Below are 17,342 nucleotides of genomic sequence, written 5' to 3'. Positions count from 1 at the left end.
GTAAATTTGCTGCAAACCAAATTAAATGCCATTAAAAGCAATTCTTTTTGACATGGACGGTGTCATTGTAGACACAGAGCCCCTGCATCGCAAAGCCTACTACAAAACCTTTGAAGAGTTAAACATCGAGGTAAGCCCGGAGCTATATTCATCCTTTACCGGCTGTTCCACGCAGAAAGTCTGTGAAAGTCTAATTGCCAATTTCAACTTAGACCATTCGTGGAATGAAATCGCAGCCTTAAAGCGGGCCTATTTCAAAAATCTTTTCGACCATGATCCCCATTTCGATTTACTTCCTGGAGTCAAAAGCTTAATTCAGCATTATCATGAGAATGGCCTCACCTTAATTTTAGCTTCCTCTGCTCACATGAACACAATCAATTGGGTATTTGAGCGCTTCAATCTCGAGAGTTATTTCCAAGGAAAAATAAGTGGTGCGGATTTAAAAGCTTCAAAACCTCATCCTGAGATTTTCGAAAAGGCTGCTCAAATGGCCAAAGAAGAAAAATCCAATTGCATGGTAATTGAAGACTCCACCAATGGAATCCTTGCGAGTCAGCGAGCAGGAATCTTTTGTGCTGCTTTTAAAAGCCCTCACAGCGAAGGGCAAGACTATACCCATGCCAAACTCGTAGTTAGCGATTTTGAAGAATTGCGCTTGGAGAAAATCACTCCGCACTTTGCATAAAAAAGAGCTGCATTTGCAGCTCTCTATTTAATACCCAAGAAGTTTTAAAACATCTTGCGGCTCTTGTTTTTCACGGAAAATCTCATACTGAAACTCTCCATTTTCGTCTTTCTGAATCAGCACGTGTCTTGGTTGAGGCATTAGGCAGTGATGCACTCCTCCATACCCGCCAATGGTTTCTTGGTAGGCTCCTGTATGGAAAAACCCGATATAAAGTGGTTTGGTGTCACTAAAAACAGGTAGATAGATCGCATTTGTATGCTGTTCAGAATTGTAATAATCGTCTGAATCGCAGGTCAGCCCGCCTAAAAACACTCTCTCATACGAGTCATCCCAACGGTTAAGGGGAAGCATAATAAAATGTCTTGAAATAGCCCACGTGTCAGGAAGAGTGGTCATAAAAGAGGAATCAATCATATTCCATCTCTCTCTATCGTTCTGTCTTTTTTGAGAAATGATCTTGTACAAATTCGCGCCGCTTTCCCCAACTGTGAAACTTCCAAATTCGGTATAAATATTTGGCTCTTCTACTCCTTCTTCCTCACAAAACTTCTTGATTTGAAAAACAATTTCCTCCACCATGTATTGGTAGTCATAATCAAAATTTAAAGACGTTTTAATTGGAAATCCACCTCCAATATTTAAGGAGTCTACTTCTGGAGCAATCTTTTTCAGTCTTGCGTACACTCGCAGACATTTGTAAAGCTCGTTCCAATAGTAGGCCGTATCTTTTATTCCTGTATTGATGAAAAAGTGGAGCATTTTCAACCTTGCATTAGGATGCTCTGCAATTTTCTGAGAATAATACGGGATGATATCTTTGTACCCAATGCCGAGTCTTGAGGTATAAAATTCAAACTTAGGTTCCTCTTCCGAGGCAATTCGGATTCCAATATTAAACGTGGAATCAATACTTTCCGTTAGTTTATCCAGTTCACGGTAATTGTCTAGAATGGGTGTAATGTGCTCAAATCCACTATTAATCATCTCCGAAATTTTTTGGAGATAATCGTCCGTTTTGAAACCGTTGCAGATTACTTCAATGGATTTGTCTGCTTTTTTATTTTCATAGAGTGCCTTCACGATATCCATGTCGTATGCGGAGGACGTTTCAATGGAAATATCATTCTTCAATGCCTCTTCTAACACAAAGTTAAAATGGCTACTTTTTGTACAGTAACAATAGCGATATCCCTTTCGATACTCATGTTTTTCGAAGGCTTCCTTGAACCAACCTTTCGCCCTTTGGATATTGTAAGAGATCTTGGGCAAATAACTAATCTTTAAAGGGGTACCAAACTGTTCAATCACGTCCATTAAAGGAATGTCGTGAAAGGAAAGGTTATTTTCAGAAACATTAAACTCTTCCGTAGGGAAGAAAAGTGTCTGATCGATTAGTTCCGAATACTTTATTTTCATGTCTTTTTAAAAAGCCTATTTGGGGTTAATTGCTTGTGCAAAATTGCGAAAAAAAAGCGATATAAATGTCTAAAATTCGAAGTGCCCTCAAAATTTAGATTTTGGGTTGATTCCCATACTCATTGCCGAGGAAAAGCAGGAGATCCCCTGTGGTATATTCAATCGATATATTTGATTTTTCTGCGAAATTTCTAGTTCCTATTCGCCCTAAAATGGAAAGTGACTCTTTCTTTAGCTCCCAATGGAGTCCAGTGGTCTGAATTCCATGCGCCTCTGGAAAGGGGTAAAGAGAAACAAGTTGCCCTTTGTCCACCTGAACTTCATAGAAAGGTGGAATAAAGTAGTACGTAGAATAAGAATCAAAAAATCGAATCTCTAACTTCTCTTTAAATTGATAGGCCACTGAGAGATTTCCTAAAAAGTGGTCCATCTCTCCGCCACTCCCTCCGTACACATCAACCTTTACTACGTCTCTTCCTTCCATGATTTCCAAGGCTTTATAAAAGTCTGTATGTTCTTGGTCTGGAGTATAAATATGTTTATCAAAAAATTCCGATTGCGAATCGATGGGTCTAGAATCAAAATCCCCGGATATAAAATCAAGATCGGAAGGATCCACCTTAAGAGCGGGCAAATAAAAATAGGCGCCGTCTGTACAAGCTACAAGATCATACTCCTCTAAAGAAGGAATGCTCTGTGGGGGCTCACCATTGATAAACAAAAGGGCTTTTTTCTCCACGACTAGCGATTGTTAGGATTCCAGTACGATTCACTTTGTCCCGATTCATGCGCGACAAAGCGGGCCGCGATAAAAAGATAATCGGAAAGTCGGTTTAAGTATTTTATGAGTTCAAGCCGTACTTCTTCTGTTTGGCTTAGTTCCACCAAATTCCGTTCTGCACGACGACAAATGGTTCGTGCCACATGGAGTGTACAGGCTCCCTTGTCGCCAGAGGGTAGAATAAAATATTCAAGTGGCCTCAGATTTTCATCGAGCTTATCCATCCACTGCTCTAATTCTTCAATTTCTTTATCCGAAATCACAAGAGGCAGTCTTGACTTTCCATTTGCCAAAAACAACTTATCCACCGGGGTGGCCGATTCCGATCCTACAGTAAATAAATCGAACTGGATCTTAGACAATTGTTTAAGCAATTCCTCGTTTTGGATTTCTGACTTGGCAAGACCTACAAACGCGTTTAACTCGTCGATGGTGCCGTAACTTTCGACCCTTGGATCCGACTTCGAAACTCGGGTTCCTCCGTAAAGAGCCGTTTGGCCTTTGTCACCTGTTTTTGTGTAAATTTTCATATGCTGTAACTTCTGATTTTGGCCAAAACCCTTAGGTCGTGGCAAGCTTCAAATGTAGCAAAAACAAAGTTATTCCTTATAGGATTCGACTAATTTATCCAAATTAAGACTTCGTGCGGAAGCATCAAAGATCTTTTTGTAGGTTCCGTGGTTTTCTAGTAGTTCGTGATGAGAACCCGATTCCACTACGCGACCTTTTTCCATCACATAGATTTGATCTGAATCTAAAATCTGAGATAAGGAATGAGATATAATGACGACCGTACGTCCTTTTTTAATAGCATCAAGCGAGTTTTTAATCTGCTGAGTCGCAATGGCATCTAAGCTCGCGGTTGGTTCATCCAAAAGGATAATGGGTGGGTCTTTCAAAAAAAGTCGCGCAATAGCGATTCTCTGTTGTTGTCCCCCGGAAAGTTGCGTCGCATCGTGGGCATACCCTTGAGGGAGCTCCATGATTTGGTCATGCAAATACGCTTTCTTTGCTGCATTCTGGACCTGCTCTAACGTGGCATCCACAGCCCCATACCGTATATTGTCTTCAATCGAGCCTTGAAAAATATGGTTGCGTTGAAGCACCAGACCAATTTCGTTTCGCAAATGGGCATTGTCGTATTGATCTAACCCGACAGAATCTAGACAAATCTCTCCCGATGTCGGCAAATAAAATTTACATAATAAATTGATCACGGTCGATTTTCCAGCTCCACTTAGTCCCACCAGAGCCGTGGTTTTACCGCTTTGAATTTTCATGGAAACGTCCTTTAGCGCTTGCGCTCCACTTGGATAGGTGAAATCCACGTTTTTCAGTTCAAATTCTCCTTTAATCGCTGGCGTTTGAGAACCACTAAATTCCGTCTCATCGTCCGCGTTTAGAATCTCAAAATATCCTTCTGCATAGATAACTGCATCGTTCATATCGTCGTAAATTCGATGCAATTGACGAATCGGAGCGGAAACATTGCTAAAGAGCATAATGTGAAGCATAATCGCCCCTAGGGTCATTTGTTGATTTAAAACCAGATACACGGTGAGTAAGATCACCATCACCAAACCAAACTGTTCAATAAAAGTTTTAAGTCCGTCGTATATAAAGTTGGTTTTTCGAGTATACAATTGACTCTCCATTAATTGCATCTGCAAATCGTACTGCTTTTTGCCTTCAAAGCCTTCTTGAACAAAGCTTTTAATCACCATGATAGAATTAATGAGGTTTAGAAGTCCAGAGTTCTTTTTCTCTCTTTGATTTCGAAGCTGTCTTCGCACACCACTTAGGCGTTTGGCTTGCTTAGCGCTTACAAAAAAGTAGATGGGTACCACGACACTCGAAACAAGTCCCACGTATACATTTTGCATGTACATCACCACCAGAGCGATGGCCGCATTCGCGAAAAGAGGCAAAATGTCAATAAAGAAATTTTGAACCAATCGAGTTAAGCTCTCAATTCCTCGATCGATTCGTGTTTGTAGTTTCCCGGATTGATGATTCTCATCGTTGAAAAAGGCGACGCGGTAGGTTAAAATCTTATCGATTACCGTTTGCGCTAATACCGAGCTCGTATTAATTCTGATTTTTTCTCCGTAGAATTTCTGTCCGAAATTAATAAAGATATTGGCAAGTTCCTTCCCTAACAAAATTGCGGAAATGACCACCAAAACATGAATCCCTTCCACCATGGGGCTTGGCAGCTTTAAAAGCGCTTCTACTTGGTCCACAGTGTACTTGAGCACAAGCGCATTCACCTGTGCCATTAGAGCTCCGATTAGTGTCAGAAAAAGGGTACCGATGATCATAAAACGATACGGCCGAATAAAAGGCTGTACCTGCTTATAGATCCCTAATACAGTAATTGTTTTTCGAAAAGGTTTTACCACCTTCTTTCCAAAGCAAAAACGATGCTAAAGCCCACCGCCTTAAGAGAATTCAGAGGAATAAGTAGTCAAATAATGCAATTGGGCAGAGGACAGATTTTTCGCTCTTTGAATTTCATTTTCTAAATAGGACGACGAAGGAAGGTTGATTTTTTGAAACAAAAAGGAGTTGTTTGCCTCGCGATCCACTACGTTTTTAAAGATATGTTCAAGGTCCTTATTGGCTAAGGAAGCAAAAGAAATATCTTCAAAACCTTGGACGAGTCGCAGGTTTTCCTCGTTTTTATAATGAGCATCCACGAAATTTTGGAATTCGACTCGATCTGCAAAATTTCCAGCCCAAATGTGATATCCGATCGCTTTTTTCTTCGGTTTGTCTTCGATACTTTGGTAAACGAAATTTTCCCCTAAATAGGCTTCTCTTACTTGGGGGTCGTGCGCTAAGTCCGACGGAAGCCCCTCTTTAAGGATCCTTCCTTCAAACATAATATAAGTCTTATGCGTAATGGCAAGAGTCTGCTGCACATTGTGGTCTGTGATTAAGATCCCAATGTTTTTTTCTGTAAGACTTCTCACAATCTTTTGGATGTCTTCTACGGCAATGGGGTCAACCCCAGCAAAGGGTTCGTCTAAAAGAATAAAATTAGGACTCGTAGCAAGACATCTTGCGATTTCTGTGCGTCGTCGCTCACCTCCGGAGAGTAAATCCCCTCGGTTGGTTCTTACATGCTCTAAGGAAAACTCTTCAATCAGTTCATCGCATTTATACTGCTGCTCTTTTTTAGAAAGTTTAGTCAATTGCAAAACCCCTAAAATATTTTCTTCTACAGAAAGTTTACGAAAAACAGACGCCTCCTGAGCCAGATATCCAATTCCCTTTTGAGCCCGTTTATACATGGCATCCGAAGTGATGTTTTTGTCATCTAAGAAAATCGTTCCCGCTGTCGGTTTCACAAGTCCCACGGTCATGTAGAAAGTGGTCGTTTTTCCAGCCCCGTTAGGTCCTAGAAGCCCTACAATTTCTCCTTGAGCTACCTCTACCGAGACCCCTTTGACCACTCTTTTCGGTCCGTATTCCTTTACTAAATTTTCCCCTCGTAAAATCATAGCTACAAATATAATTATTTTGTGAATAGTGCGCACTATCTTCCTTAACTGGCAGCTGCCCGTAATTTCTGACACATAGCTCTGATTTTCCTCTTCTTCTTAAGGCTAAATGCGACAAGTCAAGAGGGAGATTGCCTTCAAATTTCCACTTTGCAAAGGAGAAAGAAAAAATTGAGACAAAAAAAAGAAGCAAACTAAAAAATGTTTACTTCTTATTTTCTAACCAATGGCAATTTTAAGCTTGTAAAAGTGTGGCTACTTCTTTTGCTGCATAGGTGAATATCATATCGGCACCTGCTCTTTTGATGCACGTTAAACTTTCTAGTAAAGCTTTGTCATTGTCAATCCAGCCGTTCTGTGAGGCTGCTTTGAGCATTGCATATTCTCCACTCACGTGGTACACGGCTATGGGAAGATCAATGCTTTCTCGTACTTTGGAAACAATATCCAAATAAGGCATCCCCGGCTTAATCATAATGATGTCTGCCCCTTCGTCCACGTCTTTCAAAACTTCATCAAGTGCTTCTCTAGAGTTTGCAAAATCCATCTGGTAGGTCTTTTTGTCCTTTGGAACCAGCTCCGATTCTTTAGGTGCACTATCTAATGCACTACGAAACGGTCCGTAAAACGCACTTGCATATTTTGCAGCATAACTCAAAATTCCCACCTCAGGGTACGAATTTTCCTCAAGGGCTCCTCGAATCATGGCCACTCTCGCGTCCATCATATCGCTAGGCGCAAGGACATCAGCTCCTGCTTTCGCAAGAGATAGGGACATTTTCACGAGCGCATCGTTTGTTGCATCGTTATCAATTTTGCCTTGGTTTACAATTCCGTCATGTCCATAAATCGAATACGGATCAAGTGCTACGTCGGGCATAATCACCAGACCAGGAACCGCATCTTTAATGGCTTTGATGGAAGTTTGCATCAAACCGTTATCGTTCCAAGACTCCTTACCTGTATTGTCTTTAAGATCCTCCGATACTTTCATATAAAGGTTAATCCCTTTGATTCCCATCTTGTAAATCTCTTGGCATTCTTTTACGGTAAGATCGAGGCTTCGTCTAAAAACACCTGGCATCGAATCGATGGGTTCGATTTTGTCTTTCCCTTCCATTACAAACATGGGTAAAACGAGATCGTTTACACCTAATACCGTTTGTTGCACGAGTTGTCTAAGGGACTCCGATGTGCGAAGTCTTCTATTTCTTGAATATACTATCATGATACTAAATTAATAAGAGGGCTAAATCGCTCTCATTTCGAAGGCAAATTTACGGATAAAATACGAGAGCTTTCCTTTTGAGAGCGTCGTAGAAAACAGATTTAAATCAGGTATAGGAGGCTTAATAACCCGCTTCTCCCTCCTTCCCTTCTAAAAGAGCTAAGGCGGAGGAGGTTCCTATTCTAGTGACTCCAAGTTCAATCATTTCTTTTGCCTCCTGGGAACTTCGAACGCCCCCTGCAGCCTTAATAGGCAAATCTCCAGCGTTTTCTTTCATCAGCTTAATTCCCTCGACGGTGGCTCCGTTGGGCTCCCCATTCGGTGTTTTGAAAAACCCGGTTGAGGATTTTACAAAAATCTGAGCTCTTTCTGATTCTGAAAAATGAGCCTGAGCCAAAGAAGAAAGCAAAGCCGTGAGCTCCGCGATCTGAGTGGACGTCAGGGCAGCTATTTCAATAATCCATTTTACTATTTTACTATGGCCTAACGCGAGTTTGGAGCCTTCAATGAATTCACGGCTTACCAAATCCACATTCCCATTTTTGTATTCGTTGTAATTGATCACGAAATCAAGTTCGTCTGCCCCGTCCTCGATCGCCTTTTTTGCTTCTTTCAATTTCTCCTCGATCGAGTAATCTCCTTCATGGAACCCTATCACGGTTCCTACCTGCACCTTACTTGACTTGGAAACAAGGTATTCTTTCACCTCTTTTACAAACTCAGGACGGATCATCACCGCAAACAGCTCATGCTGCACTGCTTCCTTTGCAAGCGAAAGAACAATCTCTTGGGTTTGCTCTTGGGTTAGTCCTGATTGCGCAGGCGTTTTAAGGTATGTGGAATCTAAATAAGTAGCTATATTCATGGTTTTATACTTTAAGTTGTCGGTTAATACTTTGTTCCAAAGATATTAAAGTTTCGGTTCTCGTTACGCCTTTAAGTTTTTGAAGTTGATTTAAAAGTCGCATCAAATGGTCATTATCACGGCAGTATACTTTCAGAAATATCGTGTAATTCCCTGTCGTATAATGCGCCTCCACGACCTCGTCCACGTGCTGCAAAGCCGCAACACAATCTTGGTAGTGACTTGGCTTTTCCAAATACACACCGATGTAGCAAACGACCTTATACCCTAGTTTTTTGGGATTGATTAGAGACACCGAAGATTCAATAATGCCCGCAAACTCAAGTTTTTTAATTCGTTGGTGCACCGCGGTCGTGGAAATTCCAATTTGCTTTGCAATTACCGCAAGAGAGCTCTTTTCCGAATTGGTCAATTGCTCAATAATCCGCCTATCAGTGGCATCTAAATCGTATTCTTTGTCTGTATTGGTTTTCATCGTGTCGATTTTTTTAGGATACGTTAAATTCTACGAGGACAGGAAAGTGATCGCTGTAGCCCCCGAGGTAGCGACGTCCCGCATACGTGCGGTAAGGCCTCCCCGAAAACTTCCGATCCCAATTCGAGATTTTCGCATGGTTAAAAACACTTGCTCTCGAAAATTTCAGTTTTTGCCTAGACGCTCCAAAAAACGAGGTGGAGAGCAAGATTTGATCAAAAAGTAGGCCTTGCTTCTGGTGAAAGGTCGAATAATTTCCCGATTGATAAAGCTCGAGAAAGGGATTTTTCATCACTTCTTCTCCCCCTTTCTCAAAGCGCAAATGATCGATCATTTGGCTCGTTGGGTCTTCATTAAAATCACCCATCACAAGCACGGACTCGCCCTCTAAGCGATGACTTTCCATTGCTTTAGCAAGGTCTGTAAGAATAAACTCTCTTTTTGGTGCATTGATTTCATCCTCTCTTTTCGAAGGCAAATGCACAACGTATACATTTACAATTTGCTCCTTGTATTTGATCTTGCAATAAAGAATGTCACGTGTCGTATCATAGTTTTCAGGATCCTTATCCGGAATTTCAAAAAAATAAACCATCGGTCTCGATTCTAAAACCTCCACTTGAGATCGATCGTACAAAAGTGCCACATCGACACCCCGTTCGTCCAAGCTTTCGTAGAGTATATAATCAAAGGAATCCGTAAAAGGCTCATACTGCAAAAGAGCTTTTAAGGGCTCTTTGCCCTGTACCTCACTTAGCCCCACAAACAAGGGCATTTGCCCACATTCACTTTGCACCAATTCAAAAACGCTCGCTAGTTTTTTGAGTTTCGTCTCAAAGCGCTCTTTATTCCAATTTGGAAGTCCAGAGATTCGGGGATCGAATTTATTCCTTGCCACAGGATCCGGCGGAAAAAGATTCTCCACATTGTAAAACATGACAAAGGCTTTATCTAAATTTTCTAGTGAGCTAGAGGCGTTCATTAAAATCAGTATTTAAACAACCAAAGGTTGATTCATTTTCATATTATTCTAGTAAATCCGGGCGTTTCTCTGCCGTGATTCGCAGGGCCTCATCATGGCGCCACTGTTCAATTTTCGCATTGTGTCCACTCACTAAAATGGAAGGAACTTTCAATCCCTTGTACTCCTCCGGACGGGTATAAATGGGAGGTGCCAAGAGATCGTCTTGAAAACTATCGCTAAGCGCACTTTGCTCATCGTTTAAAACGCCAGGCACCAAGCGAATAATACTGTCCGCTAAAACACAGGCTGCAAGTTCTCCACCGGTTAAGACATAATCTCCAATGGAAATTTCCATCGTAATATGAAGATCTCTAACCCTCTGATCGACTCCTTTGTAGTGTCCACAAAGAAAAATAAGATTTTTTTTGAGCGATAGATGGTTGGATAAGGACTGCTTTAGCGTCTTGCCATCGGGAGTCAAATAGATGACCTCATCGTATTCTCGCTGCGACTTAAGCTCCATTATGCATTTGTCTAAAGGCTCTACCATCATGACCATACCTGCTCCGCCCCCGTAGGGCATATCATCCACCTGTCTATGCTTCCCTACGCTCCAATCTCGCAATTGGTGAAAATGCACCTCGACGAGTCCTTTCTCAACCGCGCGTTTCAGGATTGAAGTTTGGAAAGGGCTTTCCATGAGTTCGGGAAGTACACTTATAATATCAATTCTCATTGTTCAGTTCGATTGTTTTTGTTGGGGATTATAATGAGTCTTAAAGAGCTGTCTTTGTTAATATAGCTCCACATCCAATTGAAAAATATAGCAATTTTATTTCGAACGGATAAAATAAGCATCAAATGCAGGAACATCCATAAGTACCAAGCAAAAAAGCCTGAGAATTTAAACTTGGGAAGGTCAACCACCGCACGGTGCTTCCCGATCGTGGCCATACTCCCTCTGTCAATGTATTCGTATTCCACCCAGGAACTTCCGTCTTTTTTCAAAATATTTTTCCCAAGTCTTTTCCCTTGATTTATAGCAACATTGGCAACCTGAGGATGCCCCTGAGGGTAAAGTGGAGTTTCCATGTAGGCAATGTCCCCGATTGCAAATATATTATCATATCCTTTCACTCGATTGTAACGGTCGGTCACATAGCGATTGCGTACCATGGACTCAGGGGCTAATCCTTCAAGGACATTGCCTACAACGCCAGCCGCCCAGATCACATTATTGCTTGGAATCTCGAGGCCACTTTCCATATAGACGCGGTCTCCGTCGTAATCCACTACTTTTTCCCCGCTTAATAGTTTTACACCTAGGTTTTTCAAGTATTCCTCAGATTTGTCTTGCGCATGATCGCTCATCACACTTAGAGGCTTCTCGGTCGCACTAACTAAAATTACATTTAAAGAATCGAAATTCATATTGGGATAATCCCGAGGTAGAATCTCTCTTTTCATCTCGACAAAGGCTCCGGCAAGTTCAACTCCCGTCGCTCCACTTCCCACAATCACGAGATTCCAATTGCCATCATCGGATCGACTTCTCTCCATAATGAGCTTCTCAAAAGTAAGCAGCACATGATTCCGAATTGCGATCGCTTCTTGCGTATTTTTCATCCCAAAGGTCAGGGACTCCATTTTCTCATTTCCAAAGAAATTTGTTTTGCATCCCGTGGCAATGATGAGTTTGTCGTAGTGAAACTCCGCATCCTCCGTAATCACTCGGTTTTCCTCCGGCACAATCTGCTGCACGCTTGTCATTCGAAACTGCGTATTGCGCGACCGCTGGAAGATTTTACGAAACGGGAAGGAAATATTGGAGGGTTCAATTCGTCCACAAGCAACCTGATAAAAAAGCGGCTGAAACATATGATGGTTCACCTTGTCAATCAGAATCACTTTCTTGTTTTTATTGTTGAGGGTCTTTGCAAGCTGTAATCCTGCAAAGCCTCCCCCTATGACTACAATCTTCTCTCTTGTTTCCATACTACAAATTTACTCAATTATAATCGAATAGGCCTTAAATCTCTTTTGGAAAGTAGGCCCTTTGAATTCAAAAAAAAGTAGAGCCGAGCTTCAAATTCCCTCTCAAAATAACCTAATTTTGCAAGTCCATGGCGAAAAAGAAGAACCCTAAATCCAAATCTCGATCCCTCCACAGTCGTCGAAAACACCGGCGCCATGCAAGAAGCAAAATTTTGCTGATGCTTTTTGCTTCGCTTCTCCTAGGAACGGGCTATATGCTTAAAGAAAAAATCACGCTGTATGTAGTTACTTATCTTCGTCCTAAGGAGCACAAACTTTTAAAGAACAAGCCAAGTGAGCAGCAGCGTATCGAGCGAATCACTGCCCATTATGCAGACAAAACCTTTGGAATTGATCTTTCACATTACCAAAACCCTAAGGATATTCAGTGGGACAGTCTTAGCATTGGTCACGGAACGATTCCCATTGACTTCATCATCCTTCGAGCCTCAATGGGAACTAACGGCAAGGATGAGAAGTTTGAAGAATTCTGGAAAAGTGCCGGGAAACAAAACAAATTAAGAGGGGCATACCATTTCTATCGCCCTGACGAGGACCCCATTAAGCAAGCCGCTCAATTTTTAGAATCGGTGCAACTCGCAAAAGGAGACCTTGCGCCTGTGCTGGACATTGAAAAAGCACCTCGAAAGATTTCCAAGAAAAATCTCAAAAAAAACCTGCAACTTTTTCTAGACATTGTCCAGGAACGCTACCAGGTTAAACCTATTCTGTACACATATTACCATTATTACAACGAATACCTGGCACAGGATTTCTCCTCGTATCCGGTTTGGCTTGCCAACTATAACGATGTGCTTCAGCCTCATGAAAGCCACTCCTGGTCGATGTGGCAATTCACGGAAAACGGAATCATAAACGGCATCAACACCAAAGTGGACCTAAATGTGTATAACGGTTCCCTTGGGTCTATGAAGGAACTGACAATACCTTAATTTTAATCCCTTGAAATGCCTTTTTTATCCCTTGGCAAGCAAAGGGGAAATAACAAGGAATTTGCGTACTTTTGCCCGTTCTAGACCTTATTAAGCGAAAAGCACTATGAATTATGTTTCGGTGGAGAATCTCTCCAAATCTTACGGTATCAAATCATTATTCCAAGATCTGACCTTTCACATCAACGAAGGGGATAAGATTGCGATTGTGGCCAAGAATGGTAGTGGAAAATCCACACTACTGAAAATCCTGATGGGTCTAGAAATTCCAGATTCGGGGGAAGTTAAAATCTCGAAAGACATTCAAATCGTCCTTTTTGACCAAGAAATAGACTTTGACCCCAACCTAAGTGTCGAGGAATTTATGATGAGTCTAGAAAGCAAACCCATCTTGGCTCTTCGAAATTATCAAAAGGCCCTAGTTTCTTCTGACCCTAACGCCATGGAAGAAGCCCTTGCAGAAATGGAAATTCACAAAGCATGGGATCTCGAATCGGAAATGACGCAAATTCTTTCTCAACTTAAGATCACCCATCTCGAAGCAAAAATGGGAACTCTTTCGGGAGGACAGGTGAAACGTGTGGCACTTGCCAAACTCCTAACCGAAACCCGGGCCGAGCACCGCCACGTCCTACTAATTATGGATGAGCCGACTAACCATTTGGATGTCGAAATGGTCGAGTGGCTCGAAAACTATCTTTCGAAAGCGAAAATCACCCTTTTGCTTGTCACCCACGACCGGTATTTTTTAGACACCGTGTGTGAGACCATTTGGGAAATGGAAGACCAAAACCTTTACGTGCACCAAGGTAGCTACGCTACGTACTTAGAAAACAGAATGATTCGGGAGGAAAACCTTTCCTCCACCATCGATAAGGCAAACAATTTGTATCGCAAGGAATTGGAATGGATGAGACGCCAACCCAAGGCTCGTACAACCAAATCAAAATCCCGTATCGATGCCTTTTACGATACGCAAAAAGTGGCAAAATCGGCCGTCACCAAACAATCTCTCGAACTTCAATTTGAGATGAAACGTTTGGGACAGAAAATACTTGAACTTAAAAACATTGACAAAGCCTATGGGGATAAGGTTTTGATTAAAGATTTTAGCTATCAATTTCAAAGAGGTGAAAAAGTAGGTATTGTCGGAAAAAACGGAGCCGGTAAATCTACCCTGCTCAATATCATCCAAGGATTGGAACCTATGGACGGAGGTCAAATTGAAACTGGAGAGACACTTAAATTCGGCTACTTCTCTCAAAAAGGTCTTACTTACAACGAAGAGCAGCGCGTCATTGATTACATCAAGGACATTTCGGAAAACTTTCCCATTGCCGGAGGCAAAACCATAAGCGCTTCACAGTTTCTTCGACTCTTTCTATTTGATGACCAAACCCAGTACTCGCCGATTTCAAAACTTTCGGGCGGAGAGAAAAGAAGACTCCACCTAATGCAGGTATTGTTTCAGAATCCTAACTTCTTAATCTTTGACGAGCCCACCAACGATTTGGACCTTCCCACTTTAAGTGTACTGGAGAACTTTCTTCAGAATTTCCAAGGCACACTCGTAATTGTTTCTCACGACCGATACTTTATGGATCGGATTGTGGACCACGTTCTTGCCTTTGAAGGAGGAGGAAAAATCAAAGACTATAGTGGAAACTTCTCTGAGTACAGAGAATCTCTCAGTGAAAAAGAACAGGAGAGAAAACAACAAGTTGAAAGTACAAAGCCTAGTGCTGTAGTCGCCGAGGCAAAACCACAAAACACGGAATCAAAACGAAAACTATCCTTCAAAGAATCGCAAGAGCTGAAGCAAATTGAAAAGCGAATGCCCGAAATTGAATCGCAGAGAGCCCTGTTGCTAGAGAAATTAAATGTGCAGAGCGAATACCAAGAGATAGCAACGCTCAGTAAATCTCTTGAATCGTTGACCCAGGAACTTGAGGAGATTGAATTAAGATGGCTTGAACTCCAAGAACTTGGTTAAAACTTACTTCTAATGACTACTCACTAACGATGGAAAATCAAAAACAATTAGTCGCAAAATACGGTCTTTTCACTGCCATTTCCATGGTGGTTGGTCAAGTAATTGGCTCGGGAATCTTCTTTAAAGTAGACGATGTTCTTTTCGCTACAGAAGGCAGCGCACTAGCTGGGCTCCTTGGGTTTTTCATCGTGGGAATCAGTGTGATTTTTGCCTCAATTACGATGGCCAATTACGCGCAGCTAATTCCTAAAGATGGAGGAATCTTAAGCTATGTTGAGTATCGCTTCGGCTCGAAAGCCTCAGCGCTTGTGGGCTGGATCTACCTCAGTTTATTCTACCCGCTGCTCACCGCGGTTTTATTCACCGTTTCAGGAATCTACATCTCGCATTTTATTGCGGAATTCTATTCCTTTACCCCGAGTTTTTTGCATTACAGTGCGGTAGGGTTCTTATGTTCTTTTGTCTTCTTTCTATTTAATATCTACCGGCCCAAGTCTAGCGGTCTTTTTCAGCAACTCACGACCGTTTTAAAACTAATCCCCTTGCTTCTGATTGCCTCTTTTGGAGTTTTAAGCATGCTTCCGGAGTCGCAAGACGTTTCTGCTGTCAGCGCTCTTTCGAGCTCATCTTCGCTGTCGAGCGGAAGTAGTTTTTGGACGCTGGTCGCGGCCAGTTTCATTCCAATTGCATTTGCCTTTGACGGTTGGTACATTGCTACACAAATTTCAGGGGAAGTGAAAAATGCGCGAAAGAACCTGCCAAAAGCTCTTATTATAGGAACATCTCTCGTACTTGTGGTTTATGTCCTTTACTACCTTGGAATCGTTCTGCGAATGAGTCCCGAGTCTATAATGGAATATAAGGACACCTATATTATCGAGTACTCGAAAAAATTTGGATCCAATGCCGCCTCTTGGCTCATGCAGCTCTTTATTATTATTTCCGTATTGGGAACAGCAAACGGCCTGATGCTAGCCTCAATCCGCGTCCCTTTTCAATTCTTTAATTTAAAAGCATCCAAGAAATTTTTGAACTTGGGAAAACTAAACTCGAATACAGGGATGCCTGTTCGTAGTGCCTACTTTGCGTATGTAGGGATTATCTTTTATATCCTTGCTTACTTCTTCACCAATACCCATAGGGTATTCACCGAGTTAAACTATGACATTTCTGCAATTCCGATTGCATTCATTTACATGGTAAACGGTGCCTTGTTTGTGGGATTGTTCAAACTCCTTCGAGAAGGAGTCATTTCCAATCAACGACCTCTAAAATCAATTATAGCGGTCTTTGCGCTGCTAGGCATTGCCATTGTTCTGATCGGAACTGCAAGTGCTCAAAATGGCCTTAGTTACCTTCTAGTAAGCGCGGTCTATATTGCCATTGGGCTGCTTTTTATCCGCAATAAGTAGAAAAGGTACCTAGGGGCGAATGCCCAGGAATTCCTTCCCAAAGAGGCGAGAGCTCGAATGGAAATTCGACCATATCGCCAAGAAGTGTGGACTGCTATTTGCAAAAAATCTTGTATTTTTGAGCCTCACAAACTATTAAATTAATTACCCTCTATGGAAGAAAGCAAAGCCTATATTGAACTTGTGTACCACGTGTTAGAAGACTGGCGTATCCGGTTCGCCGAATTCACACCCAACTTAATTGTAGGTATTGTTGTGTTTTCCACTTTTGCTTTTGGAAGTAAGTACTTTGCAAAAATCACCGTGAAAGTGGTGCACAAACTCTTTCCACGCACCCGTGACAAAGATACAATCGTCAGTCTAGTGGGAGTTTTTCGTTTCTTCATCTTACTGATTGCGACCTTTATCACCTTAGAGATCATGGGACTCAATGGCTTTTTCATGAAACTTTTAGGAAGTTTAGGGGTTGCCGGGATCATTGCAGGGGTCGCACTTAAAGACATCGTCTCGTCGATGTTCTCGGGAATGCTAGTCAACATCGACAAGGCCTTTAAGATTGGCGATTACGTCACAATCAACGGGATATCGGGAACCGTTGTGGAAATCGGATTTCTGACCACGAAACTCATTGCGGACGATGGACGCAAAGTATACATCCCTAACCAACTAATCTTTAGCGCTCCGTTTGTCAACTATAGTGCCTCAGAATACAGAGTCCTTTCGATTGGACTTGAAATCCCTAATACCCAAGATCTACAAAAAGCAAAACAATCCCTTTTAGACGAAACAAAGAAATTCACGTTTGTTGATACCAATAAAAACATTGATGTCTTTGTCATGGACCAGCGACTTGGAATCTATAGCATTGAGGTTCGGTTTACCATGAAAAAAGGAGAGAGTATTTTAAATGTAAAAAGTGAATCCATTTTACAACTTAAAAAACGGCTGGACCAGGAAGGCATTGAAACATCCATCCCAGCGCTTCCTTACATCAGCTAACCTTGTCTTTTCACGAAAAGAATTA

General features: G+C 41.8%; 15 protein-coding genes and 1 pseudogene. 5 read left to right on the top strand and 11 right to left on the bottom strand.

What is annotated here, in order from left to right; translation table 11 throughout:
* Positions 1-25 precede the first annotated feature (25 nt).
* Entirely contained in the window at positions 26-688 is a 663-nt protein-coding gene (locus ACX3PU_RS07840) for an HAD family hydrolase (RefSeq protein ID WP_459084439.1), read from the top strand.
* Positions 689-715: 27 nt separating this feature from the next.
* Here the strand turns inward: ACX3PU_RS07840 and ACX3PU_RS07835 are convergent, their stop codons facing one another.
* The 11 genes and pseudogenes from ACX3PU_RS07835 to ACX3PU_RS07785 all read right to left on the bottom strand — a co-directional run bounded on the left by ACX3PU_RS07835 (position 716) and on the right by ACX3PU_RS07785 (position 11,921).
* The gene (locus ACX3PU_RS07835) at positions 716-2,107 is read right to left on the bottom strand and encodes a type III PLP-dependent enzyme domain-containing protein (RefSeq protein ID WP_459084438.1); all 1,392 of its coding nucleotides are present in this window, start codon (positions 2,105-2,107) and stop codon (positions 716-718) included.
* A gap of 94 nt (positions 2,108-2,201) precedes the next feature.
* Complete coding sequence (locus tag ACX3PU_RS07830) at positions 2,202-2,846, bottom strand: thiamine diphosphokinase (protein ID WP_459084437.1); 645 nt, start codon at positions 2,844-2,846, stop codon at positions 2,202-2,204.
* Between the two features lie 2 nt (positions 2,847-2,848).
* Positions 2,849-3,418: a cob(I)yrinic acid a,c-diamide adenosyltransferase gene (locus ACX3PU_RS07825; RefSeq protein WP_459084436.1), complete on the bottom strand. Its 570-nt coding sequence runs from the start codon at positions 3,416-3,418 to the stop codon at positions 2,849-2,851.
* 69 nt (positions 3,419-3,487) lie between these two features.
* Positions 3,488-5,209 carry an ABC transporter ATP-binding protein gene (locus ACX3PU_RS07820; RefSeq protein WP_459084435.1) on the bottom strand — a complete coding sequence of 574 codons (1,722 nt, stop codon included), beginning with the start codon at positions 5,207-5,209 and terminating at the stop codon, positions 3,488-3,490.
* 459 nt (positions 5,210-5,668) lie between these two features.
* Positions 5,669-6,394: pseudogene (gene lptB / locus ACX3PU_RS07815) on the bottom strand (LPS export ABC transporter ATP-binding protein); the annotation flags it as partial.
* A gap of 235 nt (positions 6,395-6,629) precedes the next feature.
* Positions 6,630-7,622 carry a porphobilinogen synthase gene (hemB, locus tag ACX3PU_RS07810; RefSeq protein ID WP_459084434.1) on the bottom strand — a complete coding sequence of 331 codons (993 nt, stop codon included), beginning with the start codon at positions 7,620-7,622 and terminating at the stop codon, positions 6,630-6,632.
* Between the two features lie 121 nt (positions 7,623-7,743).
* Positions 7,744-8,487: a deoxyribose-phosphate aldolase gene (deoC, locus tag ACX3PU_RS07805; protein WP_459084433.1), complete on the bottom strand. Its 744-nt coding sequence runs from the start codon at positions 8,485-8,487 to the stop codon at positions 7,744-7,746.
* A 4-nt stretch (positions 8,488-8,491) separates the two neighbouring features.
* On the bottom strand, positions 8,492-8,962 hold the full coding sequence (locus tag ACX3PU_RS07800; RefSeq protein ID WP_459084431.1) for an Lrp/AsnC family transcriptional regulator: 471 nt from the start codon (positions 8,960-8,962) through the stop codon (positions 8,492-8,494).
* A 13-nt stretch (positions 8,963-8,975) separates the two neighbouring features.
* Positions 8,976-9,944, bottom strand: a complete 969-nt coding sequence (locus ACX3PU_RS07795) for an endonuclease/exonuclease/phosphatase family protein (protein ID WP_459084430.1) — start codon at positions 9,942-9,944, stop codon at positions 8,976-8,978.
* Positions 9,945-9,987: 43 nt separating this feature from the next.
* Positions 9,988-10,662 (bottom strand): tRNA (guanosine(37)-N1)-methyltransferase TrmD, encoded by a 675-nt coding sequence (trmD, locus tag ACX3PU_RS07790; RefSeq protein WP_459084429.1) that lies wholly within the window; start codon positions 10,660-10,662, stop codon positions 9,988-9,990.
* Complete coding sequence (locus tag ACX3PU_RS07785) at positions 10,659-11,921, bottom strand: NAD(P)/FAD-dependent oxidoreductase (RefSeq protein ID WP_459084428.1); 1,263 nt, start codon at positions 11,919-11,921, stop codon at positions 10,659-10,661. The genes trmD and ACX3PU_RS07785 overlap by 4 nt, the downstream gene beginning before the upstream one ends.
* Before the next feature lie 128 nt (positions 11,922-12,049).
* Here ACX3PU_RS07785 and ACX3PU_RS07780 point away from each other — a divergent pair, with 128 nt between their 5' ends.
* From ACX3PU_RS07780 to ACX3PU_RS07765, 4 genes are all read left to right on the top strand, one after another.
* Complete coding sequence (locus ACX3PU_RS07780) at positions 12,050-12,913, top strand: glycoside hydrolase family 25 protein (RefSeq protein WP_459084426.1); 864 nt, start codon at positions 12,050-12,052, stop codon at positions 12,911-12,913.
* 106 nt (positions 12,914-13,019) lie between these two features.
* Positions 13,020-14,906 carry an ABC-F family ATP-binding cassette domain-containing protein gene (locus ACX3PU_RS07775; RefSeq protein ID WP_459084425.1) on the top strand — a complete coding sequence of 629 codons (1,887 nt, stop codon included), beginning with the start codon at positions 13,020-13,022 and terminating at the stop codon, positions 14,904-14,906.
* 29 nt (positions 14,907-14,935) lie between these two features.
* Positions 14,936-16,318: an APC family permease gene (locus ACX3PU_RS07770; RefSeq protein ID WP_459084424.1), complete on the top strand. Its 1,383-nt coding sequence runs from the start codon at positions 14,936-14,938 to the stop codon at positions 16,316-16,318.
* A 153-nt stretch (positions 16,319-16,471) separates the two neighbouring features.
* Positions 16,472-17,317, top strand: a complete 846-nt coding sequence (locus ACX3PU_RS07765; protein WP_459084423.1) for a mechanosensitive ion channel family protein — start codon at positions 16,472-16,474, stop codon at positions 17,315-17,317.
* Positions 17,318-17,342: the final 25 nt, after the last annotated feature.

Source organism: Chryseobacterium sp. A301 (assembly GCF_054489425.1).
The sequence above is the reverse complement of the archived record's forward strand: the minus strand, read 5'-3'. Positions and strand labels throughout refer to the sequence as shown.